This window comes from Mucilaginibacter sp. P19 (assembly GCF_050632265.1).
In the GTDB taxonomy this organism is placed as follows: domain Bacteria; phylum Bacteroidota; class Bacteroidia; order Sphingobacteriales; family Sphingobacteriaceae; genus Mucilaginibacter; species Mucilaginibacter gossypii.
On record NZ_CP192586.1, the window covers coordinates 300,645 to 325,172 of the forward strand.

The window sequence follows — 24,528 nt, forward strand, 5'->3', positions numbered from 1 at the left end:
CTATGTCAATGGTCACATCCGCACTTAAACGGCCCATCACAACGGTGGTGGTTACCTTGAGCCTGCTCATCTTTGCAGTGCTTAGTGCTATAAAAATACCGATAGATATTTTCCCAAAACTAAACCTGCCCACCATTTATGTTATTGAATCATATGGCGGTATGTCGCCGCAGCAAATGGAGGGTTTTTTTCAACCCGTTTGCAAGACCAGTTTCTGTATGTAAACGGCATCAAAAGTATTACCAGTAAAAACATTCAGGGTTTAACTATGGTTAAGCTGAGTTTTTACGAGAGCACAGACATGGCCGAAGCACAGGCCCAGGTGGCTTTGCAGGTAAGCCGCGTAATGAGCTTTTTCCCGCCGGGAGCACTGCCGCCGCAGGTTGTAAGGTTTGATGCTTCATCGTTGCCCGTTGGGCAATTGGTACTATCCGCCCCCAATCGCAGCCTGAAGGATATTTATGATATGGCTGCTACTAAAGTAAGGCCGATGTTTGCTACTGTTCCCGGCTTATCGGCCCCGCCGCCGTTTGGTTCAAACGCCAGGTCCATCACCTTAAACGTTGATCCAAATAAATTAAGAAGTTACGGCTTGACGCCCGATGAGGTAGTAAGTGCGTTGGCTAAGTTCAATGTGATGTCGCCTTCGGGTAATTTAAGGTTAGGCAACACTATGTTTGTAACTACGGTTAATACGTTGATTAACCAAACAGATGAATTTGGCAATATCCCTGTAGTTACCAAAAACGGCGTTCCCATTTTGGTAAAAGATGTAGCCCGTGTTGCCGATGCTACCGACGTTACGGTTGATTATGCGCTGATTAATGGCAAGCGCTCTGTTTATTTGCCGGTAGTAAAAACCGCCGATGCCAGTACCTGGAGTGTGGTACAGGCTTTGAAAAAGAAGATTCCGGAAATTCAGGGCCTTTTACCCGACGACGTTAAAATCTCATATGAGTTTGATCAATCCATATTTGTGATAAACGCGGTAAAGAGCCTTATGACAGAAGGCGGTCTGGGCGCATTGCTCACCGGCCTGATGGTATTATTGTTTTTGCGCGACTGGCGAAGCAGTTTGATCGTGGTGATTACTATCCCGGTATCCATTTTGTTAGGTGTATTACTTTTAGGCTTATTCGGCCAAACCATCAATATCATGACACTGAGCGGGCTTGCCCTCGCCATAGGCATTTTGGTTGACCAGGCGACAGTAACTATCGAAAATATTCACCAGCACCTGGAGATGGGCAAAAGCAAAGCACAGGCTATTTATGATGCTTGCCAGGAAATCTCGTTCCCCCTATTGCTCATCCTGCTGTGTATCCTTGCGGTATTCGCGCCATCGTTTATGATGAACGGCGTGCCTAAAGCGATGTTTTTACCCCTGTCGCTATCTATTGGCTTAACGATGATCGTATCGTACATCATAGCGCAAACACTGGTGCCTATTTTATCAAACTGGCTTATCAAAGCCGAAACCTATCAGCATTATGAACATGGGAAATTGCATGCCCATGCCGGCGAAGCTTTAGACCGGCCCGAAGAAGGGCAGGTAAACCATCACCTGCAGCAGGAGCAAAACCATCCCGAAAAGAATGACCTGTTTGAACGGATAAAGATCCGTTTTATACACATCATTGAACGCTGGATGCATAACAAAAAACTAATTGTGCCTGTTTATCTCGTGGTTGTTTTGGGATTGGCCGGTGTGTGTTTTGTCACTATTGGAAAAGATATGATGCCGAAGCTCAACAACGGCCAGTTTCAGATCAGGATCAAAGAGCCGGATGGCACAAGACTTGAACGTACGGAAGACGGGCTGAAACAGGTTTTGCAAATCATCGACAGTACGGTGAACCATCATGTAGCTATCACATCGGCTTATGTGGGCATTGTGCCAAGCAGCTATGGTACCAGCAATCTTTATGTATTTAATACTGGTACACATGAAGCGGTATTACAGGTTAACCTTGATGAAGATTACCACATCAATATGGATGAGCTTAAAGATGCGCTCCGTAAAAACATAGCATCGCGCATGCCCGATCTCCGCATCACTTTTGAACCTATCGACATGACCGAAAAGATCATGAGCCAGGGTGCATCTACACCTATCGAAATAAGGGTAGCGGGTAAGGATATGGCGCAGATAGAAGGCTACTCGAACAAAGTTTTGGCCGGACTTAAAAAGATCAGCTACCTGAGGGATGTGCAAATCAGTCAGCCTTTAAAGTTTCCTGTGGTGGCAATAACGCTCGACAGGTTGAAAGCCGCCCAATTAGGCCTGGATATTAAAGATGTTGCCCGCTCGGTTACAGCAAGTACATCATCAAGCCGTTTTACCGAGAAAAACCTTTGGTTGGATGATAAATCGGCCTATACCTACCAGGTACAGGTGCAAATTCCAGAGTATGTGATGAATACAATGGATGAGTTGAAAGAGATCCCACTGGTGAAAGGCCAAAGTACACCTGTACTGGGTGATATCGCCAGCTTTAAGGTTAATTACGTTCCTGGTGAATATGACCGTACCGGTCCGCGCCGCTTCTTAACCGTGAGCGCCAATATTTACAAGAAGGATTTGGGCACTGCTACTGCCGCGGTGCAGCAGGTGATCAAAACTGTCGGGGCACCGCCTAAAGGCCTGATTGCTGAAGTTAAAGGTATGTCGAGCTTGTTGACAGAAACGCTCGACAGCTTACAGAACGGTTTGATGTTTGCCATTTTGGTGATCTTTTTATTGCTGGCCGCCAATTACCAGTCGTTTAAATTATCCCTTACAGTACTATCTACCGTACCGGCAGTAATATTGGGATCGCTAACAGCATTACTGCTTACCGGTTCAACACTTAACCTGCAAAGTTACATGGGCATGATCATGTCTACAGGAGTATCGGTGGCAAACGCCATCCTGATCGTAACCAATGCTGAAACCCTGAGACTGGATTATAAAGACTCTACAAGGGCAGCCATTACCAGTGCGTCCATCAGGTTAAGACCAATCCTCATGACCAGTTTGGCCATGATGGCAGGTATGATCCCGATGGCATCAGGGATGGGTGAAGCCGGCGAGCAAACCGCGCCATTGGGCCGCGCGGTGATAGGCGGCTTATTTGCCTCAACATTAGCCGCGCTGTTTATACTACCGCAGGTATTTGCCTGGGTACAGCAAAAAACCACTTATGATTCACCGTCCTTAATGAAGGACGTAAATGTTAATGAACCTCAACAACTTGAAACCTCCAATAGCTAATATTATGAAACTAAAATATATTGTACTGTTAAGCAGTATCAGCCTGATGGCCGCATGTGCAGGCAATCAAAAGCCGGTGGACCTCACAGAAACCCAAAAAACCAACCAAAAAGCAAGCGGATATGAAACCGGCAAAGTGTCGGAAAAAGCACTATCAAGCGAAGCCCGCCTTCCCGGCCAGTTAAAACCCTATAACGAGGTAAACTTGTTCCCGAAAGTAAACGGGTTTGTAAAAACCGTTTTTGTTGACCGTGGTACCTTGGTAAAAAAAGGACAATTACTGGTAACCTTAGAAGCGCCGGAAATGGAATCGCAATTGCAGGCTGCCGATTCCCGCTACATGCAGGCCAAAGAGAACGCAGTTGCCAGTAAGGAAAAGTATCAGCGTTTAAAAGAGGCTGCAAAAGAACCTGGATCAGTTTCTCCGCTTGAATTGGATAACGCTTTAGCAAAAATGAAAGCTGATGACGCAATGGCCCGTTCAGAAAGCTCGATCGTGGCATCTGTACGCACCATGCAGGATTACCTGAACATTCGTGCACCGTTTGATGGCATGATCATTCAGCGTAATGTATCCCCGGGAGCTTTGGTAGCCCCGGGTAAAGGTACAGACCTGCCGATGCTTATTTTGCAGGATATCCGCAAGCTGCGTTTAGAGGTTTACATCCCCGAAGATTTCGTAGACAAAGTTGACTTAAAGCAGCAGGTAAAATTCACTTTTAATGCTATGCCGGGGCAGGAACAAACAGCCAAAATCAGTCGCTCGGCCAATGCTTTAGGGAGTATGCGTTCTGAAGCTATCGAAATAGACGTACAAAACCAAAATGGAATACTAAAACCGGGAATGTATGCCGAAGTAAAGATCCCGATGCTTTCGGGCGCCAAATCGTTGTTAGTGCCCAACAATGCCATCATCCGGTCAACCGAGAGGGAATATGTAATAGCTGTAAAAGACGGCAAGGCAGCATTAATTGATATAAAGGAAGGATTATCCAGACATGACTCAACCGAAGTATTTGGGAACCTGAAGGCCAACGATATCATTCTTAAAAATGCCAGCGATGAGGTGAAGGAAGGGACGAATATTAATTGACGCAGTTAGAGGCAATGGCTAAGCGGTTTGGAACAACGCTTTTACATCCGGCCTCAAGGGCAGAGTTGTTGGTTTTATTGTTATAACTCATTAGTTCATGATACATGACGCATTGATTTTGTTTACTAATGTCCATATCAAACCCTTTACTTAAAATTGAGGCAAGGGTAGCTTTTGAAGAAGAGAGAGACATATTTTTTTACCTTTGCCCCTATGGAAACCATCACCTGGCATGATTTTGAAAAAGTAGAACTACGTGTAGGCACTGTATTGGAAGCAATTGATTTCCCGGAAGCCCGTAAACCTGCCTTCAAGGTAAGGGTCGATTTCGGTGAGTTTGGTGTCAGGTGGTCGAGCGCACAGATCACGAAGCATTATACCAAAGAAGAGCTGGTGGGCAGGCAAATTGTAGGCGTGGTTAATTTTCCTAAAAAGCAGATCGCCAATTTCATGTCGGAGTTCCTGGTTACCGGTTTCGCCGACGAGAACGGAGACATTGTGTTAACCGCTGTTGAAAAGCCTGTGCCAAACGGCAGCAAACTTATTTAAATGAGATATATCAGTTTTGAGGATGAGGCCTCTATATCGCCCGATGAATATTTTATGGGCGAGGCGTTAAAAGAAGCCCGCTATGCATTAGAGGAAGATGAAATCCCGATAGGGGCAATTGTGGTTTACAATGGCCGCATTATAGGAAAAGGGCACAATCTTACCGAACGGCTTAACGATGTATCGGCCCATGCCGAAATGCAGGCCCTTACTGCGGCCGCTAATTTAATTGGAGGCAAATACCTGCAAGGCTGTACGCTGTACGTTACTATGGAGCCCTGTGTAATGTGTGCCGGGGCTTCATACTGGTTCCAGGTAAGTAAGATCGTTTTTGGGGCCTATGATAACAAACTCGGGTTCGGCCGCATCAACCAAAAAATAACCCATCCCAAAACAGTGATCACCGGCGGTATCCGCGAAGCTGAATGCAGCCAGCTGGTGAAAGATTTTTTTAAAAGTAAGCGGAAGTAGGGTTGATGGTTCATAGTAATAAAAATAGCTATGAACCATTAACCATCAACTATGAACTAAAAGAAAACATGACAATTATTTAGAACAAAAACTTCAATCAACGCTTATATTTGTTACGTCACAACAAACAGTAAACTTTAAAATAAACAACTAAAATTATGGCATTTACCCTACCGGCGTTATCCTACGCTACTGATGCTCTGGAACCGCACATTGATAAACTGACCATGGAAATTCACCATGGCAAACACCACCAGGCTTATGTTACCAACTTAAACAAAGCTTTGGAAGGTAAGCCTGAGGCTGAAAGCAATATCGACGATATCATTAAAAATATCTCTAAATTCCCCGCTGCTGTGCGTAACAATGGCGGTGGCCACTACAACCATACCTTGTTCTGGACCTTGTTATCACCAAACGGTGGCGGCGAGCCTACAGGCGCTTTAGCTGATGCTATCAAAAGCACTTTCGGTTCATTTGCCGATTTCAAAACTAAAGTATCTGAAGCAGGTGCAACCCGTTTTGGTTCTGGCTGGGCATGGTTAATTGTTACTGCTGATAAAAAATTAGCTGTAACTTCCACTCCTAACCAGGACAACCCATTAATGGACATCGCTGAAGTTAAAGGTACCCCAATTTTAGGTATCGACGTTTGGGAGCATGCTTACTACCTGAAATATCAAAACCGTCGTCCGGATTACTTAGCAGCTATCTGGAATGTGATCAACTGGAACCACGTTGCCGAGCTTTACGCAAAAGCAACCGCTTAATATTATTTAAGCTCATAAACAAAAGCGGCAGGATCTGATGGTCCTGCCGCTTTTGTTTTACTTCATAACTCTTGCGCTCGTTTGTAACGAGCCCGAGAAGTTTGTTTATTTACCTTCCAATTATACACCCACGCTTAATCCCTGCAATAATCTACTAACTTTGTGGACTTTTTTATATCATGATCAAAAAGCCCATAGAAACCCTGCTCCGCGAATCGAAGGAGGAGGGGGAACATTCATTAAAACGCTCGCTTGGGCCCGTTAACCTTATTTTAATTGGGATAGGCATCATCATAGGGGCCGGTTTATTTTCGTTAACCGGTATAGCGGCGGGCCAGCATTCGGGGCCTGCGGTAACCATTTCTTTTTTAATTGCTGCTATTGGCTGTGCTTTCGCTGCCCTTTGTTATGCCGAGTTTTCGGCCATGATACCTGTTGCGGGGAGCGCTTACACCTATTCGTATGCTACCATGGGCGAGCTCTTTGCCTGGATCATAGGCTGGGACCTCGCGCTTGAATATGCCGTGGGCGCAGCAACAGTGGCCATCAGCTGGTCGCAATACCTTACTAAATTTTTATCCTGGTTTGACCTGTATTTGCCTCCACAGCTTACGCTTTCGCCTTTTGAAACTGCTAAGGCTGCCAATGGCAATATTATTAACGGAATCATCAATTTGCCAGCTGCGCTCATTGTGATTTTGGTTACCAGTATCATTATCCGGGGTACAAAAGGTTCGGCATTGGTTAATGCCATTATTGTAACCTTGAAAGTGGGCGTGGTGCTGGTGTTTATTGCGGTTGGATGGTCATTTATTAACCCGCAAAACTATCATCCCTATATCCCGCAAAATACCGGTGTTTGGGGCGATTATGGCTGGTCGGGCATATTGAGAGGGGCGGGATTAGTGTTTTTTGTATTTATTGGGTTTGATGCTGTATCAACTGCGGCGCAGGAGGCCAAAAACCCGCAGCGCAATATGCCTATCGGGATCATCGGCTCGCTGCTGATCTGTACGGTACTCTTTATTGTATTTGCGCACGTAATGACCGGAATGGCCAACTATAAGGAATTTATAGGTTCGGGCGCACCGGTTGCCATCGCCATTGAAAAAACGCATTACCAGTGGTTGAGCAAAGCTATTGTGCTGGCTATTTTAATAGGTTATACCTCGGTGATTTTGGTCGACCTGTTAGGCCAATCGCGTGTGTTTTTCTCTATGTCGAAAGATGGTTTGCTGCCTAAGGTTTTTTCAGAAGTGCATCCCAAATTTCGCACCCCTGGAAATCGAATATTATGCTTTGCGCTTTTATAGCCCTCTTTGCCGCATTTGTTCCGATACGCGTGGTTGGTGAAATGACCAGCATTGGTACCTTGCTTGCATTTGTTATGGTTTGCGCCGGTGTACTTATTTTACGGAAGCAGCAGCCTGATATTCACCGGCCGTTTAAAACACCCCTTGTGCCATTGGTGCCGGTGCTGGGTATCCTGACCTGTTTTGCCATGATGACGTTTCTACCCGGCGATACCTGGTTGCGTTTGGTCATTTGGCTTGCAATTGGTTTGGTTATCTATTATACTTACGGCAAAAAGAACAGCGTTATCCGCAAAATGCTTGCAGATAAACAATAACGCCATCAATTGATGACCGAAGAGATTTTAAAACTAAAAGTTGAACGCATAAAATGGGAAACTCCAGATACGGCTACATTTTATTTGAGCAGTATTGATAGTAATCTTATCCCTTATACCGCAGGGCAGTTCATCACACTGATATTTAACCACAGGCAGGAAGAGATCAGGCGCTCGTATTCGTTAAGCTCGTCGCCCGATGAACCATACCCTGCAATAACTATTAAGCGCATTACCAACGGTGAAATATCCAGGTTTATGCTCACTAAAATAAAGGAAGGCGATGAGTTAACAGCATTAGCCCCTGCCGGCCGTTTTATCATCAGTGACCATCAGCAGGAAAAGGATCTGTTTTTATTTGCGGGCGGCAGCGGCATTACCCCTATATTTTCGCAACTGAAATATATTTTGAACCGGGAGGGTAAAAGCAGGCTAACCCTCATTTATAGTAATCAAAATGCCGCTTCCATTTTATTCAAAAACGAGCTGGATAAACTGGCAGCCAAACACCCCGAAAGGTTGACAATCATTTACCTGCTTAGCAGCGAAGGTAACCGACTCAACCCCGATAAGGTAGAAAAGCTGGTGAAGCAATACGCCAGCTTCAACCTGGCAAATGCTGAGTTTTACCTTTGCGGCCCGTTTGCTTTTATGCGAATGATCCGGTTCGACCTGGTGTATATGGGGATTGATCAGGTAAAGATCCGCCGCGAAAATTTTGTGCTCGAAACAGTTGCCGTAACAAGCAGCTTTACTAACTTTCCACCTAAAAACATCAAAATAAAATACCGGGGCGAGCTGCACGATATTGTAGTAGGCGAAAACCAATCCATACTGCAGGCCGCCCTGCAAAACAATATCCCATTACCTTATAGCTGCCGGGGAGGAATATGCTCTACCTGCATGGTTAAATGCACCGGCGGTAAAGTTGAAATGGTGAAAAATGATGTACTTACTGAAGCGGATCTTGCACAAGGATGGATCTTGACCTGCACCGGGCATCCCTTGGATGATGAGGTGGTTATTAGCCCCCAGCCCCCTAAAAGGGGGAGTTATACCAGGAAGCGAAAGAATAATCAACGTAATCAGTGTATCAAAAATCAACGGTCGGTTGGCAAATGCTGCCTTACCGTCCTTCTGTGCACCACCGTTTTTACCTTTTTTGATTTGGATTTTTTGCGTTTGCCGAGCCAGATGATAAAGCCGGTGATTGGCAAGCTTGCACAAATCAAACTGGCCAAAAAAGCAATGGTCTTACCGGGAAGGCCTAAGATTTGCCCTACGTGAACATCATAGTTCATGTTATTCATTTTCATGCCGGCACTTTTTTGTTCATGCGCGGTACGGTTCAATAATTTGCCGGTGTATTTATCGAAAGAATAGCTATCACTTTTATAGTAGTGCAGGGCCTGTGCGTATGCGGTTACGCCTATGGCACCGGCTTTAGCAGCATCGTCATAAATTAAAAACATTTCGGCATTTGGCGAGGCGGCTTTGGCTGATAAATATGCTTTGTTGATAACCTGGGTGGTATCCATTTTACCATTCAACAACGAATCGGACTTGAAAACTACCTTTTCTTCGGGATGCGCTTTGCCCAAATTAGCGGCTGTGTAAATAGCTTCACGCATCCAGTCAAATGATATTGACAGACCTGTTATGGCCAATATGATGGCCACGCTGGTGGCATAAAAGCCCAAAACGTTATGCAAGTCGTAATTAACACGGCGCCAGCGGCCACCCCACTTAATAGTGAAGCTGCGTTTACGGTCGCTTTTACGTTTGGGCCACCAGAGTATTATGCCGGTGATCATCAGCACCACAAAAATTATCACCGATATGCCTACTACCAGGGTGCCGATATTAGCCGGGAGCAACAGGTATAGGTGAATATATTCAACAATAATAAAAAAGTTTGAAGCGGGGCTTTCGGTATGGGTGATCTTACCTGTATAAGGATTCAGATATACAAAAAGGAGGCCCTCTTTCTTGTCCGTTACCAACACCCCCGCAGGGCGACCGATACCGTAATAGTAAACATAACTGGCCGTAGCGCCTTTACGGCCTTTCAGTGCTTCGGCTTTAAGTATTGATGGTGCTATGTAGGGTTTAGCTTGTACCTCAACCTTACGGTAACTGTGTATCGCATCCTGGATCTCGTCCTGAAAGCAAAAGATACAGCCGGTTATACTTACTATAAATACCACCAGCCCGGATATAAATCCAAGCCAGCGATGTATAAACAACAGTGTTTTTTTAAAAGGTGTCATTCATTAAAATTTGTAACCGATACTTAAACGTACGTTTGTTGGTGCTTCTGCCTGCCAGCTGTAAACAGTTTTGCCGTCGGTGCTCAACCCCTCATGACCGCCTGAATAAAGGTATTTGTTAAGCACGTTATTTACATTTAACGCAAAACTCATCTTCTTGATCTGGTAGGATGCGCCTGCATCTAAACGGAAGTAGTTTGGCAGATCAGAAGTGCCTGTGCCGAGGCTCCATGGCAGGCGGTCAAGCTGCCACTGATATCCGGTTGAAAAGCCCAAACCTTTTAAGCTGCCGTGCTGTAAACGGTATGTTAACCAGGCATTGGTAACATGTTTTGCAAAGCCGGGAACAGGATTGCCAACATTTGCAGGGTCGGTATCTTTAGAAATCTTCGAATCGGTATAAGCATAGTTAACCATCAGGCTGAGGCCGGTTATGATTTCGCCGCGGGCATCAAATTCAACACCTTTTGTTTTAGTTTGACCTAATTGCAAAACGTAATTTGCTGCAGATTCACCATGTTTGTCGGGGTCGGTTACCAACTGGTTGTTTTTAAGGATCTGGTAAGCAGATAAGGTAGTATTCCACTTTCCATCAAACCAGTCGCGTTTTAAACCAAGCTCCATGTTGTTGCCTGTAATAGGCTTAACTTTTTGGCCGCCGTATATTTTACCTGTTTGCGGCACAAATGATTGATCATATACCGCATAAGCAGTTGTAGTAGGATCAATGTTAACACTTAACCCAAAACGGGGCGTAAATTTATGCCCTTTGGTATCGCCGGCATAAGGATCGGTTGTAGTGGCATGGGTGTAACGACCAGCTACAGTTAAACGCAATTTCTGATCAAAAAAGCCCAACTCATCCTGTACATAAATTGATTGATATTTTTCGGTATTTACAGCGTTTTTACCACGTTCGCTAAGTGGCACCGATCTATCAAACACAGGTAAAGTAACAGGGCCATTATTTGGATTGTGGATATTGAAAGGGTTTGCGGGATCAGGATCAAGTGAGCCTGATTGAAAATAATCCGGAATATAGTACTTGTCGCCAATATCAAGGCCGCTTAACAGGCGGTGAACAACTTTGCCTGTATTAAATTCGCCGTTTAAAAAAGCCTGGGCAAATTTGTTTTTGTTAACAGCATCCCATAAACCAAGGTTACGGTCAACATCGCCGTTGCTGCTGATGCTGTTTATCCAATAGCTATATGCCGTTTGCTTATAATAAAAATAAGCACCCTGCGCGGTAACTTTCCACTTGCTGTTAAAGGTATGCTCATAAGTTAAAAACGCACTTTGGTCCCGGATGCCCGATGATGGCGAATTTGAAGGCGCGTTAGTAAAGTTGCGCGGCAGTGTTGCATAGCCATCAGTGGAGAACAGGTAGGCGGTACCAAAGGCATTCATGCGCTGGTACTGGTAGGTATACTCGGCAGTGAGGGTATTTTTGCTGTCGAATTTGTAGCGTAATACGGGAGCGATAGCCGTACGGTTGGTAAAATCATACGGGCGCCATGATTTTGAAAGCTGGCCCATCAGGTTGAGGCGGTATTGCAGTTTACCGTTTTTAGTAAGTACGCCGTCAAAATCGGCAGTGGCACGGTAGCTGTTAAAACTGCCTGCAGTAAAACTGAATACCTGGCTGGTAGTGCCGGTAGGCTTTTTGGTAACTACGTTATAAAAACCCGAGGGGTTGCCGTTGGCCAGCATGAATGCAGCAGGGCCTTTTACAAATTCAATCCTGTCAACAAATGACATATCCTCGGTTAGCGGGCCCCAGGTAGCTTCGATGTTCATACCGTTGCGGAAAGGTGCAAGCCTGTCGCCACGGGCATTTACACGGGCATAATTGCCCCAATGCTCCTGCATGGTTAAGCCGCTCACATTGCGCGATACGCCTTCGAGCATGTTAAAGATCTGCTGGTCCTTGATCTGGTCGGAAGATACCACCTGGATATTTTGTGCCACTTCAAGTAAAGGCTCGTTTAACCTCAGGCTGGGTGAGGGTCGTCGATCTTATATTTTTGTTTCCTGCCCGAAATTAAGACCTCACCAATTTGGTTGGCGTTTTCGCGCAGCATAAAGTTTACGGTAACGCGTTGTCCATCGGCCAGTTCAACTGCTTTTTCTTCAGAAGCCAGGCCCACAAACGTTACTTTAATGGTGTAGCTGCCCGGTTTTACCTTGTTAAAGGTAAACCTTCCGCTTTCGCTGGTAACCGTGCCTGCGGATATGCCATTACCTTTAAGGCTTACGGTTACACCGGGAACGGTTTGGCCATCGGCAGTCGTGATTGTGCCGGTTATGGTGCCGGGTTTTACCTCGGCCAGCGCGGGTATGTTGAAGAGCAGCAAAACTGCACATAATAAAAGAGGAGGAAGCTTACAGAAAGAGTGTATGGATTTGGACATTTTATTCAGGATTAACAGGAATGATAGGGTTGTTAACTTAAAGCAGGAACTGTAATACACTCCTGCTTTTTATTTAATGGCTGTTTTAAAATTTATAGGTTGCGCTTAATGCAAAACTTCTTAGTTTTTGAGGGTTAATGGTGGTGTAACCTATCCAGTATTTTTCATTGGTAAGGTTGTCAAGCATAGCGCCAAACCGGTATTTATTAGTATCATAAAATGCTGATGCTCCTAATACGGTGTAAGCCGGCAGGGTAAATACCCCAATGGCCCGGCTGTTTACGATCTTATTATCGCTGGCATAGTTGCCGCCGAAACCCAGACCAAAACCTTTCACTGCACCTTGATGAAATTTGTAGCTTATCCAAAAATTTGCCAGATATGGCGATGAGGCGGTTGCTGGCCGAAGACCTTCAACGCCGGCATCGGCGCTTTTGGTAAGCTTTGAATCATTATATGAAAAACCTGCTACGATGTTAAGGCCGATTATTGGGTTGGCTATTATTTCGGCTTCAAAACCTTTGCTGTATTGGGTTCCGTCCTGTACCGAAAGAATGGGATTTATGGTGGAAGGACGTACGATATTTTTCACTTTGATATCATAGTAACTTACCGTACCGCTCAATTTACCATCGAAGAGATCAAGTTTTACGCCACCTTCGATTTGATTGGCTTGCTCGGGCTTAAGCGGTCGGTTGTTTTCGGTAGTACCGGTTTTGTTGTTAAAGCTGTTTTGATAATTGGCAAACAGCGATATGTGGTCTTTAACGGGTTGGTAAACCAAACCAAATTTTGGCGAAAAGGCGGTTTGTTTATATGCCCCTGAAGTGGTTTGAGTTGTTGGGTCGTAGTTGCCTTTGTTGTCAAACCTGTCTACGCGTAAACCTGCCGATGCTATCAGTTGATCCGTAATATTAAACACATCAGAGATATAAGCGCTGTAGGTATTCCGTTTAAACATGGAAGGGTAGGTAAAACCATAAATGCCGGTAGCATAAAGGGCACCCATCGCCGCTTTGTTGAAATTGCTATAGTTTTGATTGCCGGTTACAGATACAGTATCGAGCGTACTGCCAAAAAAATATTGTTGCGAGTTTTCCCTGAAGAAATCCAGGCCGCCTACAAACCGGTTACGGAATTTACCTATTTTGAAGTCGCCGTTAAAGTTCTGCTGGATCTCCATCATGTCATCTTTACTTTTGCGGGTTGACTGATCGTTACGGGAAATAGAATCGCCTGGCAACAGGTAGTAGTAAGGGCCAAAACCGTCCGAATAGCTATGGGTGAGGCTCAGGTTGGTACGTGTTGTCCAGGCGTTGGAGATCTTGTATTTTACTTCGCCATAAAAATTCCTGTTTTGTGACGTTTGAGTCAGGTCATTTCCATGATAGCTTTGTTTGTAGTCGAGCTTGAGCTGATCGGCACGACTGTAACCCAGGGCATCGATGGTTTGTCCGTAAGGGAAAAAGAAAATAGATTTTCCGATATTGGTACCATATGACAGTTCAGCATCGGCACTAATGGTTAACCTGTCGGAAGCCTTATAAACAATGCTTGGGTCAATAACCACATTCCGCGAAAAGCCGTTGTTTTGGAAACTACCGTCATGATTAAAAGCAGTATTTAAACGGAAGAGTATCTTTTTATCTTTATCGAGCGGAGTGTTAATATCGGCGCTGCCCCGGTAAAAACCAAAATTGCCGCCAGATAAGCTCACTTCTCCGCCAAATGTATCATAAGGTTTCTTGGTAACACGGTTGATCAGGCCGCCATATGAGGTTAAAGAACTTCCGAATAAAGTAGCAGAGGGGCCTTTAATAATCTCAATCCTGTCGATGTTAGCCGCGTCAATGCCATTAGTTATAATCCCTGCAATGCCGTTACGCATGGTGCTTTGTACAATAAAGCCCCTGCTATTATAATAAGCGCCGCCATCGCCGCCACGACCGGTAGCTTCCCACATTTTTTGGATCCCAGGGGCATTTTTTATAGCATCATCAACAGAAAATATCAATTGTTCCTGCATCAACTGGCTGCTTATGGTATTATAAACTTGTGGGTTTTCGAGGTTGCTTAAAGGCATTTTGGCAACATCCTCGCTTCGTGAACGTTTAAATTTATTGGTTTTATTAGCATTTATATTTACTTCCTGCAAACCATGAATAGTATGATCAACAGTAATAACAGGCAACACAGTTGTTTGCCCGGCTGTTACGGTTACTGGTTTTTCCTGTCCTTTTGTGCCAACTTCAGATACTACAAGTATATAATCTCCTTGCGGGGCTTTAATTTCAAATAAGCCGTTTTCATTGGTTATGGTACCGTACCTGGTGCCTTTAAGTACTGCCGAAACGTTTTCGGCAGGCCCATTTTTTATGGTGATAATTTTACCTTTAAGAATGCCTCTGGCTTGCTGGGCAAGGGCCGGGATGGTGCCTATAAGTAGCACTATAAATGAAAGTGAAAAGATTTTTGAGAAAGATGGTTTGGGTTGATCCATTTTATTTAGACTAAATATAAATAATAGCGCAAAAGTAGTCAGGCGGGTGTTATAATGCAAATTATTTATAATAAATCTAAATAGTACACTTAATGTACTGTTGTTCAGATGCTTGTGGATATAAGAATGGAAAATTGCTAATCCGGTAAGGGATTGTCAAAGCAATACCACCGAAATTATTCAGAAAAAGAGTAGTTAAATTTAAGAATCATGTAAACGGGTTCCTTCCATAATCCTGAAGGCTGTCATCATCTAATGAAGCCTTGCGAAGTCCCCCAAACTTCGTGAGTCTGGTAGATAGATAAGCAATTACTAAATATCCATCACTTCCTTTTTCTTTTTGCTTTTCATCCGCTTTGGCACAAATTCCAGGATTTCAGCTTTCAGCGCTTCAATCATGCGGCGTTTTAAAAAGTTACGTTGTATCACAATGCTTACCTCACGGGCGGGTTCGGGCGATTTAAAATACCGCACCTTATCCAGCTGTTTTTCGCTAAGCTCAGACAGGGCCAACTCGGGGAGGATGGTAGCCCCGTTATTTTGGTCGACCATGCGTTTTAGGGTTTCAACGCTGCCGGTATTGTATTCAAAATGCTGAAAGCCACGGGTTGATTTCCGTCGCTGGCAAATATTCAAAACCTGCTCGCGCATACAATGGCCTTCGTTCAGGATCCAGATCTCCTCCATATCTATATCATCCGGCACAATATTCTTCTTTTTAGAAAGTTTGCTGTTTTTGGATACATAGGCTACAAAATTTTCATAAAATACAGGGATTTCGGTAAGGTTGTTTTCATGAAGCGGGGTAGAAAGGATGCCGCAGTCAAGCATACCGAGTTTTAGCTGTTGAATGATCTCTTCGGTAGTTTGTTCCCATACAATCAATTTTACCTGTGGATATTTTTCAATAAAGCCATGGATGATTTTAGGTAATATATAGGGCGAAACGGTAGGGATGATGCCTACCCGTAATTCGCCCGAAAGTTCCTTTTGCCTGTCGGATATAATTTCTTTGATCTTTTCGCTCTCAGACAGCATTACACGTGCCTGGGTAATTATTTCAATCCCTATTTCGGTAGGCACAACGGGCTGTTTGCTGCGGTCGAAGATCTTAACGCCAAGCGTGTCCTCCAGTTTTTGTACCTGCATGCTTAATGTTGGTTGGGTAACAAAACATTTCTCGGCTGCCAAAACAAAGCTGCGATAGGTATCAACAGCCACAATATACTCCAGTTGTGTGATAGTCATGTAATATAGATAAATGCTATGTAAAGGTAATAAATATTGATTTTATCTATTCAAATATTTCGCAAGGGCTGGATTATAAAAGCAACTAATATGAAAACAAAGAAGAAGGTTAAATACCGGTATTTCTAACAAACTAAAGTCCCGTGAAACGACCGCTTAAATATTGTAAAACAGCTTGCCTGTCCGTCTGTTAAAATAAATTTTTCTGCCGGATTTTTGGATATTATTATTTGTTGTGCAGTTCGGTTGATCTGCCAATAATTTCTCTTAAAACAAAACCATTAAATCCTTACTTTAGGATATATGCTTCCTTTATTAATTGCCGAACAAATTCGCGAGGGCGATGCTTATACTATCGCTAATGAACCTGTTGCTTCTATTGATTTGATGGAACGCGCCTCAAAAGCTTTTGTGGGTTGGTTCGTTAACCGTTTCCCCGATAAAAACGAGCCGATAACTTTTTACTGTGGTACAGGGAATAACGGCGGCGACGGGCTTGCCATTGCGCGTATTTTATGTGACCATCATTATAATAGGCTCAACGTTGTAATAGCCCGATTTTCTGATAAGGCATCGGTGGATTTTAACATCAATTTTGAAAGGCTAAAACAAACTTGCGTATCTATAAAAGAACTTGCCAAGGATGAAGAGATCCCGGCGGATAGCAGCCCGGTAATTATTGACGCCCTGCTCGGCAGCGGCTTGAACAAACCGCTCACCGGCGATTATGAACGGCTTGTTAAGTTCATTAATGATTTGGGCCGAACAGTTGTTGCAGTCGATGTACCCACAGGTTTTTTTCGGAAGGGGAAGTAGTCAGGGATACTATTGCTATAGAAGCCGACCTTGTAATTACTTTTCAGCAGCCTAAAATCAATTTCCTGTTACCGGAATCGGCACCTTATATCAATTGCTGGGAAGCTGTGAATATTGGCATAGATGAAAAGTTTATCCAGTCGTTAAGTTCACCGTATCAGCTTGTTGAAGAAAAAGATGTGAGACAAATACTAAAACCACGTCGTCGTTTCAGCAATAAAGGCACATTTGGTCATGTGCTGATTATTGCAGGGCAGGCAAAAACCATGGGAGCGGCGCTATTAAGCTCATCAGCTGCAGCACACGCAGGTGCCGGCCTGACGACTGCCTGTATCCCCGAAAGTGGCTTAACCGCACTAAACAGTTATCAGCCCGAAATTATGGCCATAGTCAGGAATGGTGATGAGCAACCTTATATTGATTGGGATAAATTTAGTTCGATAGCTGTGGGGCCTGGTTTAGGCAAGGATGCCGAGGCCTTAACATTATTAAAAGCAATCATCAAAAACTATAAACAACCGCTGGTTATTGATGCCGACGCATTGAACCTGCTTGCAGAAAATAAGGCATTATTAACCCAGCTACCTGCGGGGAGCATCTTAACCCCGCACATGAAAGAGTTTGACAGGCTTTTTGGTGAACATACCAGTTGGTGGCAACGGCTGCAAACCGCTATAAAAAAGGCAAAGGAGTTAAACCTGTGTATCCTGTTGAAAAATGATTATACCATTATCGCAGCACCCAATGGCAAAGTATATTTTAACTCATCAGGAAATGCTGCTATGGCAAGCGGAGGTATGGGCGATGTACTTACCGGCGTAATAGCTGCTTTGCTTGGGCAAAAGCATCCGCCGGATCAAGCCTGCATCATTGGTGCCTATATTCACGGTAAGGCCGGCGATGAACTTGCATTGCCAAACCGGATGCATGTAGTTTTGCCCGGTAAGCTCATTGCGCAATTGCCCGTTACCATGGCAAAGTTAAGGGCATAAAAAAACGGCTGCAAGTATCATACAGCCGTTTTAATTAACTATTAACTGATCTTATAAAGAACTAAATACTCAAATCTGGGGGTTAGGGTTATCAGGTTCACTGTTTCTCGTTTATGTCCTAACTAATCATAAGACGTTTACACGTTCCTATTAGTTACAAAAAAACTAATAATTGGTTTTGGTTTTCGTTAAAAAAATGTTAAATTATTAACCCAGTGTAGTTTAGGTTTACACAAAATACAAGTAATTAACGTATAAAAATCGAAAAGCTTACATCATTTCGGAATAAATCCGAAAAAATGTAAGCTTTTAATCATTATTAAGCCCTGGGAGATCGTTTTCGCTTTAATATTTACCCATTACCACCATTTGTGATAGTGTTGGACTTTCACTACCGCCTCTTGGCTCAAGCGTTACCGCGAAGGCATCTGCCGAGGCTATCGCTTTCATGTTTTTGAATCCGCTTGAATCTGCTGTGGCGTCAAATACACCCAAATCAACAGGTTTGCCGGCCACCAGTGCCCAAAGCTGGTATTGATGCGCTTGGTCATTTGCAGGCAATTTAAGGCCTTCCATGTCAATCACCACTTTTTGTTTGGATGGGCTAAAGGCTACGGTCATCACCGACTCAGACGATTTTTCTGTCCCTTTCAGACGGATCAGTTTAAATGACGTATCCCTTAAAAGGTTCAGCTCGCTATCCTTGGCGCTAACCGTGGTGCTAAAATGCTGGTTTTGCAACTGCATGGCATTTAGCCGGGTATTGGTATCATTAAGGCGGTTGTAAAGGTTATACAAAGCCGCTGCGCTTGCTAACAATAAAACAAGGCATGCGGCAAATGCGTATTTATAAAAATTAATTTCTTTTTCTTTATAGGGCCGTGTAACCACAACGCTTTCCCGTTCTGTATGGGTTTGTGTAGGAAAGTCATTATCGTCGCCAAAATTAGTTAGTAAACTTCCCAATACGCGGCTACGTAAATATTCAGATGGTTCAATCGCGTTTTCTCCGGCATACAATTCCATTGAGCGTTCAATTTCGGCAAGCTCTGCCTTAATAGCAGGGTGCTTTGAAGCCAGTTCTTCAACCTGTAGCTTTTCGGCAGGGGTAACATCCCCTAATACGTAAAGCTCCAGTATCCCTGTTTCAATATATGCTTTTAAATCTTCCACTTCAATTAAAATGTTTTCTGAGTTCCTGGATAGCCATTCTTAACCGGGTTTTAATGGTACCCAACGGAATGCCCAATTCTTCGGCAGCTTCCACATGGGTATAGCCTTTAAAATAAACCAGCTCGATGATCAGTCTTTGCTCAGGTTTTAGTGTTTGCACTAAATTTTTAACCCCCATTAACTCAGGTTTGTAAACCGTGTTTCGTTGCTCGTCAATGAAAGTTACGTTATTTTCAATATCCTGGTTTTTATTCTGATTCTTAAAATCTTTCGATCTGGTCTTATCAATTGCAAGGTTGCGCGCGATATTAACCATCCAGGTAAATAAACGGCCTTTTTCCGTACTGTAGCTTGAAAAGGAATGCCAGATTTTTACAAAAGTTTCCTGTAAAACATCTTCGGCTATAGCGGTGTCATTTATAATGCGTGATATAACCCCGAATAACGAGGCCGAATACATATCATATAAAGCTTCGACGGCAATTTTTTCCCGGTGCCGTAATGACAACACCAGTTCTTCTTCTGACATCGATATTTTTCGTTTCTTACTCAACCCGATGAAGATATAAAGGAATTATCACATTTCAAACAAGTGTTTTTCTGCATGGTAAGATGAGCGTACCAGCGGCCCACTTTCAACATACCTGAACCCTTTTTGAAGACCCAATTCCTTATAACGTGCAAACTGATCGGGATGGATCCAGTCAATCACCGGATGATGGTTACGTGTAGGCTGTAAATACTGCCCCAGTGTAAGTATATGAACACCTGCAGCCAGCAAATCATCCATTGCTTCTAAAACGTCCTCCTCGGTTTCGCCCAAGCCAAGCATAATGCCTGATTTTGTACGCAAACCCGCTTCCGAAATATGTTTCAGGGCTTCAAGACTGCGGTCATATTTTGCCTGGATCCGTACTTCTTTGGTAAGACGCCTTACAGTTTCCAGGTTGTGTGATACAACTTCGGGCCTGGTTTCCAAAACGCGGGCAAGGTTATCCCAGTTGCCTTTAAAATCGGGCAGCAGGGTTTCTAATGTAGTATCGGGGCTTTCACGGCGAATGGCATTGATGGTTTCGGCCCAGATAATGGAACCGCCGTCTTTCAAATCATCACGATCGACAGAGGTAATAACGCAATGTTTTACCTGCATTAGTTTTACAGAAGTTGCTACGCGGTTGGGCTCATCAACATCAACAGCTAAAGGCCTGCCGGTTGCAACTGCACAAAATGAACACGAACGGGTGCAAATATTACCAAGGATCATGAAAGTGGCCGTGCCGGCACCCCAGCACTCGCCCATATTAGGGCAGTTACCGCTTTCGCATATGGTATGCAGTTTATGGGTATCAACAAGGCTGCGTACGTGAGCATATTCTTTTCCTGTAGGAAGCTTAACCCTAAGCCAATCAGGCTTACGTACAGGTTGGCTAACAGCAGGAACTACCGGCAATTCAATCATGGTACAAATGTAGTTAAAAACTGATTATAGTTGTTAGTCCATGGACGATGGTCCATAGCCTATAGAAGATATGATATATTCTTGATAAAAAAGATGAATATCTATACGCCAGGATGAAATCATCGACCATGGTCTATGGACTATCGTCATCAAATCTAATTCAGCACCTCTAAAGTTTCATCAACGGAGATGCCGCTGTGAGATTGGTCAAGAATGCATTCGCCATTTTTAATGAGTAACAGTTGGGGCGATTCGTGGTGTACCTCGAACAATTGCGCTACCTGGTTTGACAGGTCACGGTATTTGATCAGGTCTAGAAAGTAAAGGGGCATATTTTCGGGAAGATTATCCCAGTCAAGCTCAAAACGCCTTTTGGCCATCATGCTGATGGAGCAGCGCGTGCTATGTTTAAATATAAGGCTATATCCTTCTTGTTGTTTGATCGCCATTAGCTGATCGGCCGTCTCCAACGAAATCCAGTTCATATTATTAATAGTTAAAATGCTATAACGTAATTATAACACAAAAACTGTGTAGTGTGTTTAAACAGGTTTAAAAATGACAATTAACTGTTAACGGCCTGTTTTAGGATATGAACCATAAGCCGGGCATAATTTATTTGAGCAGGATGATGCTGTTGCAACTGCCGCGGCTATAAGTGCTATGTAAACTAATTTTTTCATGTTGAGCTAAAATTAATTGCTTTAACGGGTTTTAACTGTTTAATGTTTCAGCAAGGGCTGCCATTTTAATGGCTGTGATAGCTGCTTCGTCGCCTTTATTACCATGCTTACCGCCGGCCCTGTCAATAGCCTGTTGCTGATTATCAGTAGTTAATACACCAAATATAACAGGTTTTGAGTACTTTATGGCAACATTACTTACTCCGTTTGCTACCGCGTCGCAAATAAAATCAAAATGCCTTGTTTCGCCCTGTATTACACATCCCAGGCAAATTGCCGCGTCAAGGTTGCCTTTTTTTAATAACAGATCTGCTCCCGATGTAAGCTCAAAGCTGCCCGGTACCTGGTATGAAAAAATGTTTTCGGCCAGTGCGCCATTGCTTATCAGGCTTTGGTATGCACCCTGGTAAAGCGCATTGGTAATTTCGGCATTCCACTCGGCTACAACTATACCGAAGCGGTACGGTGCTGCTGATGGTATTTCGGTATTTGAAAAATCGGAAAGGTTTTTAAGATGGGTCGCCATTTGATTTCGGATGTTTTTATTTCGAATTTCGGAGGTTCGATTTCGGATTTTGTTAAGTGTTGTGATCAGCGATCAAAATCTGCCTATAAAAAAATCGATTCCGAATTTAAAGGTATTTAAAACCAGATAAATCCGAAATCGAAATCCTCAAATCCGAAATTAAAATTATTGTTTCGCTTCGGCGCGGGCTATATACTCGTCGATATTTTGAGCTTCAGCGCTTTCAGGATATTCAGTTTTTATTCTTTTATAAGCTTCAGCAGCTTCTTTACTGTTTTTTTGAGCTTCATAAGTTAAACCTAACTTTTTAAGATAAAGCGGCGATAAAAATTTATTCTTTGCTTTATCAGCAGCTTTGCTGAAGTAAGTTTCTGCTTTTTCGTAATCTTTCAGTTCAACATATGCGTCGCCTGTGCTACCAAAAGCTTCGGCTGCTACCATGTTGTCGTCACCGCGGTAATTGGTTAGGTTATCAATAGCTTTACGGTAGTCACCTTTATTTAAATAAGCAGTGCCCAGGTAAAAATAAGCAAGGTTAGCAGCTTTGGTATTGCTGTAATCGCTGATGATCTTTTCAAAACCAGGGAAGCCGGCATCGCCTTTAATGGCTTTGTCCCAGTTTTTTTGCTGCCAAAAATCCTGCGCTTTGTACATTTGGTTAGCGGCAGTAACTTCACGTGGACCTAAGTATAATTTAATGTAAATGAAATAGATAGCAATAAGGGCAATAATGGCCCCTACAATAAATAGTAAGCTTTTCTGGTTCTCGCGTACAAATTTGCCACTCTGACCAAAATTGTTTTCTGGTGCTGCAACTTTGGTGTTCGCCTGGGTTTTTGACATTGTTGTTCTAAAATTAAGTTTGCAAAAATACGGTTTTCAAATTTACTGGCAATACCTTTTGTATTAAATCTTTAACGAGGGGTAGTTCATAGTTGATAGTTTATGGTTCATGGTCTTGGGTTTGTAGTTTTCAGGATTTAGGGAAGAGCAATTTTGTTTATAAATGACTATGGCCTATCAACCATGAACCATCAACCACTCACCAAAAAACATTAACTTTGCCATCTCATGCACCTGCAACAGCTGTCAGTTATTAACTTTAAAAATTACGATGAGGCCGAACTGGTTTTCAGCGAGGGGGTTAACGCTTTTACAGGTAATAATGGCGCCGGCAAAACCAATTTGCTTGATGCTATTCATTACCTGTCCTTATGCAAAAGCTATTTTAACCCGATAGACAGCCAGCAGATTAAGCAGGGTGCCGATTTTTTTATCATCACCGGCGTCTTTAATAAAAACAATCAGCCCGAAGCTGTTGCCTGCTCTGTAAAGCGCAATCAAAAGAAACAGTTTAAGCGCAATAAAAAAGATTACCAGCGCCTGGCCGATCATATCGGATTGTTACCGCTTGTAATGATATCACCAAATGATACCAGTATCATAACCGAAGGGAGCGAAGAACGCCGCAAGTTTATTGATAATGTGATATCGCAAACAGATAACCATTATTTAGATGAGTTGATCACCTATAATAAAATCCTTACCAATCGTAACGCGCTTTTAAAACAGGTAGCGGATACAGGGCGATATGATGCCGGCTTATTTGAAGTGATTGATGAGCAATTGAACGCTTCGGGCAATCGTATTTTTGAAAGGCGCCGGGCCTTTATGGAGGGTTTTGTTACTATATTTAATAAGCATTACAGTTTTTTGAGCGATAATGTCGAGCATGTTGACCTCGTGTATGAATCGCAACTGCTTGCCGATGATTTCGATAGTTTATTAAAAAAGAGTTTTGACCGTGACAGGGCGTTGGAGCGTACCACAGCGGGTATTCATAAAGATGATCTGCAATTCAATATCCATGGTATGGCCATGAAAAAGTTTGGATCGCAGGGGCAACAAAAGTCATTTTTAATTGCACTCAAGCTTGCACAATATACTTTTTTATATCAGCAAAAAGGATTTAAACCCTTGCTTTTGCTTGATGATATTTTTGACAAGCTTGATGACGGCCGGATTACCAAATTAATGCAGATGGTATCGAACAATGATTTTGGCCAGGTTTTTATAACCGATACCGGGGTTGAGCGGGTTGAAACCGTTTTTAATAAAATAGGGATACCTGTTAAACTATTTAAAGTAAAAGGAGGAGCGATTGATGCGTAAAACCAACGACAAAACACTGAAAGAAGCTATTGAGCAAATGCTTAATGTATATAAGATTAAGCGGCGTTTTGACGAAACCGGTGTTATTACTGCCTGGCCCGACCTGGTAGGCAAATCAGTAGCCAATCGCACCAAAGAGTTATTTGTGCGCGATAAGAAATTATTTCTGCGGATAGAATCATCAGTAATAAAAAATGAATTGATGCTGATGCGCAGCCAGATAATTGAAAAGATTAATAACGAAGCTAAAAGTGTGCTTGTTGAGGAAATTATCTTCCTCTAAGCATACGTAAGCTGTTATGCTTTAATTTGATATCATCCGTAAGCTTTGAATAAGCAAGAATGAACAGGCCGGGAATGGTAAGCGCAAGCTGGGCTTCGGGGTGTGTTCTGTAAAGCATTAGCGATCCAATAACCAACATCACCAGTATAAGTACGTAAAAGATGTATTTGAATAATGGTTTCATGTTTTGTGATATTATTGGTTGATTAAATTATGTAATATTGTT

Annotated in this window: 24 protein-coding genes and 1 pseudogene; 13 read left to right on the plus strand and 12 right to left on the minus strand. The window is 43.3% G+C overall.

The window, feature by feature from the left end; all coding sequences use genetic code 11:
• Positions 1-8: 8 nt before the first annotated feature.
• The 9 genes and pseudogenes from ACQ86K_RS01520 to ACQ86K_RS01560 all read left to right on the plus strand — a co-directional run.
• On the plus strand, positions 9-224 hold the full coding sequence (locus ACQ86K_RS01520) for an efflux RND transporter permease subunit (protein WP_431199667.1): 216 nt from the start codon (positions 9-11) through the stop codon (positions 222-224).
• On the plus strand, positions 200-3,253 hold the full coding sequence (locus ACQ86K_RS01525) for an efflux RND transporter permease subunit (protein WP_431199668.1): 3,054 nt from the start codon (positions 200-202) through the stop codon (positions 3,251-3,253). Before ACQ86K_RS01520 ends, ACQ86K_RS01525 begins: the two co-directional genes overlap by 25 nt.
• Positions 3,254-3,257: 4 nt before the next feature.
• Positions 3,258-4,346 carry an efflux RND transporter periplasmic adaptor subunit gene (locus ACQ86K_RS01530; RefSeq protein ID WP_091173127.1) on the plus strand — a complete coding sequence of 363 codons (1,089 nt, stop codon included), beginning with the start codon at positions 3,258-3,260 and terminating at the stop codon, positions 4,344-4,346.
• Positions 4,347-4,559: 213 nt separating this feature from the next.
• Positions 4,560-4,895: a tRNA-binding protein gene (locus ACQ86K_RS01535; RefSeq protein WP_091172783.1), complete on the plus strand. Its 336-nt coding sequence runs from the start codon at positions 4,560-4,562 to the stop codon at positions 4,893-4,895.
• Complete coding sequence (locus tag ACQ86K_RS01540) at positions 4,896-5,366, plus strand: nucleoside deaminase (protein WP_176844544.1); 471 nt, start codon at positions 4,896-4,898, stop codon at positions 5,364-5,366.
• Positions 5,367-5,524: 158 nt separating this feature from the next.
• Positions 5,525-6,136, plus strand: a complete 612-nt coding sequence (locus ACQ86K_RS01545) for a superoxide dismutase (RefSeq protein WP_091172779.1) — start codon at positions 5,525-5,527, stop codon at positions 6,134-6,136.
• A gap of 179 nt (positions 6,137-6,315) precedes the next feature.
• Positions 6,316-7,449 carry an amino acid permease gene (locus ACQ86K_RS01550; protein ID WP_431199669.1) on the plus strand — a complete coding sequence of 378 codons (1,134 nt, stop codon included), beginning with the start codon at positions 6,316-6,318 and terminating at the stop codon, positions 7,447-7,449.
• Positions 7,431-7,766 carry an APC family permease gene (locus tag ACQ86K_RS01555; protein WP_431199670.1) on the plus strand — a complete coding sequence of 112 codons (336 nt, stop codon included), beginning with the start codon at positions 7,431-7,433 and terminating at the stop codon, positions 7,764-7,766. Before ACQ86K_RS01550 ends, ACQ86K_RS01555 begins: the two co-directional genes overlap by 19 nt.
• 12 nt (positions 7,767-7,778) lie before the next feature.
• Positions 7,779-8,750: pseudogene (locus ACQ86K_RS01560) on the plus strand (2Fe-2S iron-sulfur cluster-binding protein); the annotation flags it as partial.
• Between the two features lie 116 nt (positions 8,751-8,866).
• On the opposite strand, the gene ACQ86K_RS01565 reads toward ACQ86K_RS01560, so the two are convergent.
• From ACQ86K_RS01565 to ACQ86K_RS01585, 5 genes are all read right to left on the minus strand, one after another.
• Positions 8,867-10,036 carry a PepSY-associated TM helix domain-containing protein gene (locus tag ACQ86K_RS01565; RefSeq protein WP_091172776.1) on the minus strand — a complete coding sequence of 390 codons (1,170 nt, stop codon included), beginning with the start codon at positions 10,034-10,036 and terminating at the stop codon, positions 8,867-8,869.
• Between the two features lie 3 nt (positions 10,037-10,039).
• Entirely contained in the window at positions 10,040-12,007 is a 1,968-nt protein-coding gene (locus ACQ86K_RS01570) for a TonB-dependent siderophore receptor (protein WP_431199671.1), read from the minus strand.
• Between the two features lie 23 nt (positions 12,008-12,030).
• A complete protein-coding gene (locus ACQ86K_RS01575) occupies positions 12,031-12,450 on the minus strand; it encodes a carboxypeptidase-like regulatory domain-containing protein (RefSeq protein ID WP_431199672.1) in 420 nt (139 codons plus the stop codon).
• Positions 12,451-12,535: 85 nt separating this feature from the next.
• Positions 12,536-14,950 (minus strand): TonB-dependent receptor, encoded by a 2,415-nt coding sequence (locus ACQ86K_RS01580; protein WP_091172772.1) that lies wholly within the window; start codon positions 14,948-14,950, stop codon positions 12,536-12,538.
• Positions 14,951-15,262: 312 nt separating this feature from the next.
• Positions 15,263-16,198 (minus strand): hydrogen peroxide-inducible genes activator, encoded by a 936-nt coding sequence (locus ACQ86K_RS01585; protein WP_091172769.1) that lies wholly within the window; start codon positions 16,196-16,198, stop codon positions 15,263-15,265.
• A gap of 303 nt (positions 16,199-16,501) precedes the next feature.
• On the opposite strand from ACQ86K_RS01585, the gene ACQ86K_RS01590 reads away from it, so the two are divergent.
• A complete protein-coding gene (locus ACQ86K_RS01590; RefSeq protein ID WP_431199673.1) occupies positions 16,502-17,014 on the plus strand; it encodes an NAD(P)H-hydrate epimerase in 513 nt (170 codons plus the stop codon).
• Between the two features lie 107 nt (positions 17,015-17,121).
• Positions 17,122-18,006: an NAD(P)H-hydrate dehydratase gene (locus ACQ86K_RS01595; RefSeq protein WP_431199674.1), complete on the plus strand. Its 885-nt coding sequence runs from the start codon at positions 17,122-17,124 to the stop codon at positions 18,004-18,006.
• A 345-nt stretch (positions 18,007-18,351) separates the two neighbouring features.
• On the opposite strand, the gene ACQ86K_RS01600 is transcribed toward ACQ86K_RS01595, so the two are convergent.
• From ACQ86K_RS01600 to ACQ86K_RS01625, 6 genes are all read right to left on the minus strand, one after another.
• Positions 18,352-19,179 (minus strand): anti-sigma factor, encoded by an 828-nt coding sequence (locus ACQ86K_RS01600; RefSeq protein ID WP_091172763.1) that lies wholly within the window; start codon positions 19,177-19,179, stop codon positions 18,352-18,354.
• A gap of 1 nt (position 19,180) precedes the next feature.
• A complete protein-coding gene (locus tag ACQ86K_RS01605) occupies positions 19,181-19,708 on the minus strand; it encodes an RNA polymerase sigma factor (protein ID WP_311084057.1) in 528 nt (175 codons plus the stop codon).
• Between the two features lie 48 nt (positions 19,709-19,756).
• Positions 19,757-20,638, minus strand: coding sequence for a lipoyl synthase (gene lipA / locus ACQ86K_RS01610; RefSeq protein WP_091172755.1), 882 nt, complete (start codon positions 20,636-20,638; stop codon positions 19,757-19,759).
• A 155-nt stretch (positions 20,639-20,793) separates the two neighbouring features.
• Positions 20,794-21,123: a bacillithiol system redox-active protein YtxJ gene (ytxJ, locus tag ACQ86K_RS01615; RefSeq protein ID WP_091172751.1), complete on the minus strand. Its 330-nt coding sequence runs from the start codon at positions 21,121-21,123 to the stop codon at positions 20,794-20,796.
• A 229-nt stretch (positions 21,124-21,352) separates the two neighbouring features.
• Entirely contained in the window at positions 21,353-21,847 is a 495-nt protein-coding gene (gene ribH / locus ACQ86K_RS01620; RefSeq protein ID WP_091172747.1) for a 6,7-dimethyl-8-ribityllumazine synthase, read from the minus strand.
• Positions 21,848-22,012: 165 nt separating this feature from the next.
• Positions 22,013-22,690 (minus strand): tetratricopeptide repeat protein, encoded by a 678-nt coding sequence (locus ACQ86K_RS01625; protein ID WP_091172741.1) that lies wholly within the window; start codon positions 22,688-22,690, stop codon positions 22,013-22,015.
• Between the two features lie 228 nt (positions 22,691-22,918).
• Between ACQ86K_RS01625 and recF the strand changes: the two genes are divergently transcribed.
• The gene (gene recF, locus ACQ86K_RS01630; RefSeq protein ID WP_091172737.1) at positions 22,919-24,019 is read left to right on the plus strand and encodes a DNA replication/repair protein RecF; all 1,101 of its coding nucleotides are present in this window, start codon (positions 22,919-22,921) and stop codon (positions 24,017-24,019) included.
• Positions 24,012-24,302, plus strand: a complete 291-nt coding sequence (locus tag ACQ86K_RS01635) for a DUF721 domain-containing protein (protein ID WP_090530976.1) — start codon at positions 24,012-24,014, stop codon at positions 24,300-24,302. The genes recF and ACQ86K_RS01635 overlap by 8 nt, the downstream gene beginning before the upstream one ends.
• Here the strand turns inward: ACQ86K_RS01635 and ACQ86K_RS01640 are convergent.
• Positions 24,289-24,486 (minus strand): hypothetical protein, encoded by a 198-nt coding sequence (locus ACQ86K_RS01640; protein WP_091172734.1) that lies wholly within the window; start codon positions 24,484-24,486, stop codon positions 24,289-24,291. The two genes, ACQ86K_RS01635 and ACQ86K_RS01640, sit on opposite strands and share 14 nt — an antisense overlap.
• Positions 24,487-24,528 lie beyond the last annotated feature (42 nt).

Coding starts and splice junctions, on each gene's coding strand:
- ACQ86K_RS01520 (WP_431199667.1), top strand. CDS start 9: ATGGTCACATCCGCACTTAAACGGCCCATCACAACGGTGGTGGTTACC.
- ACQ86K_RS01530 (WP_091173127.1), top strand. CDS start 3,258: ATGAAACTAAAATATATTGTACTGTTAAGCAGTATCAGCCTGATGGCC.
- ACQ86K_RS01535 (WP_091172783.1), top strand. CDS start 4,560: ATGGAAACCATCACCTGGCATGATTTTGAAAAAGTAGAACTACGTGTA.
- ACQ86K_RS01540 (WP_176844544.1), top strand. CDS start 4,896: ATGAGATATATCAGTTTTGAGGATGAGGCCTCTATATCGCCCGATGAA.
- ACQ86K_RS01545 (WP_091172779.1), top strand. CDS start 5,525: ATGGCATTTACCCTACCGGCGTTATCCTACGCTACTGATGCTCTGGAA.
- ACQ86K_RS01550 (WP_431199669.1), top strand. CDS start 6,316: ATGATCAAAAAGCCCATAGAAACCCTGCTCCGCGAATCGAAGGAGGAG.
- ACQ86K_RS01555 (WP_431199670.1), top strand. CDS start 7,431: ATGCTTTGCGCTTTTATAGCCCTCTTTGCCGCATTTGTTCCGATACGC.
- ACQ86K_RS01565 (WP_091172776.1), bottom strand. CDS start 10,036: ATGACACCTTTTAAAAAAACACTGTTGTTTATACATCGCTGGCTTGGA.
- ACQ86K_RS01575 (WP_431199672.1), bottom strand. CDS start 12,450: ATGTCCAAATCCATACACTCTTTCTGTAAGCTTCCTCCTCTTTTATTA.
- ACQ86K_RS01580 (WP_091172772.1), bottom strand. CDS start 14,950: ATGGATCAACCCAAACCATCTTTCTCAAAAATCTTTTCACTTTCATTT.
- ACQ86K_RS01585 (WP_091172769.1), bottom strand. CDS start 16,198: ATGACTATCACACAACTGGAGTATATTGTGGCTGTTGATACCTATCGC.
- ACQ86K_RS01590 (WP_431199673.1), top strand. CDS start 16,502: ATGCTTCCTTTATTAATTGCCGAACAAATTCGCGAGGGCGATGCTTAT.
- ACQ86K_RS01605 (WP_311084057.1), bottom strand. CDS start 19,708: ATGTCAGAAGAAGAACTGGTGTTGTCATTACGGCACCGGGAAAAAATT.
- lipA (WP_091172755.1), bottom strand. CDS start 20,638: ATGATTGAATTGCCGGTAGTTCCTGCTGTTAGCCAACCTGTACGTAAG.
- ytxJ (WP_091172751.1), bottom strand. CDS start 21,123: ATGAACTGGATTTCGTTGGAGACGGCCGATCAGCTAATGGCGATCAAA.
- ribH (WP_091172747.1), bottom strand. CDS start 21,847: ATGGCGACCCATCTTAAAAACCTTTCCGATTTTTCAAATACCGAAATA.
- ACQ86K_RS01625 (WP_091172741.1), bottom strand. CDS start 22,690: ATGTCAAAAACCCAGGCGAACACCAAAGTTGCAGCACCAGAAAACAAT.
- recF (WP_091172737.1), top strand. CDS start 22,919: ATGCACCTGCAACAGCTGTCAGTTATTAACTTTAAAAATTACGATGAG.
- ACQ86K_RS01635 (WP_090530976.1), top strand. CDS start 24,012: ATGCGTAAAACCAACGACAAAACACTGAAAGAAGCTATTGAGCAAATG.
- ACQ86K_RS01640 (WP_091172734.1), bottom strand. CDS start 24,486: ATGAAACCATTATTCAAATACATCTTTTACGTACTTATACTGGTGATG.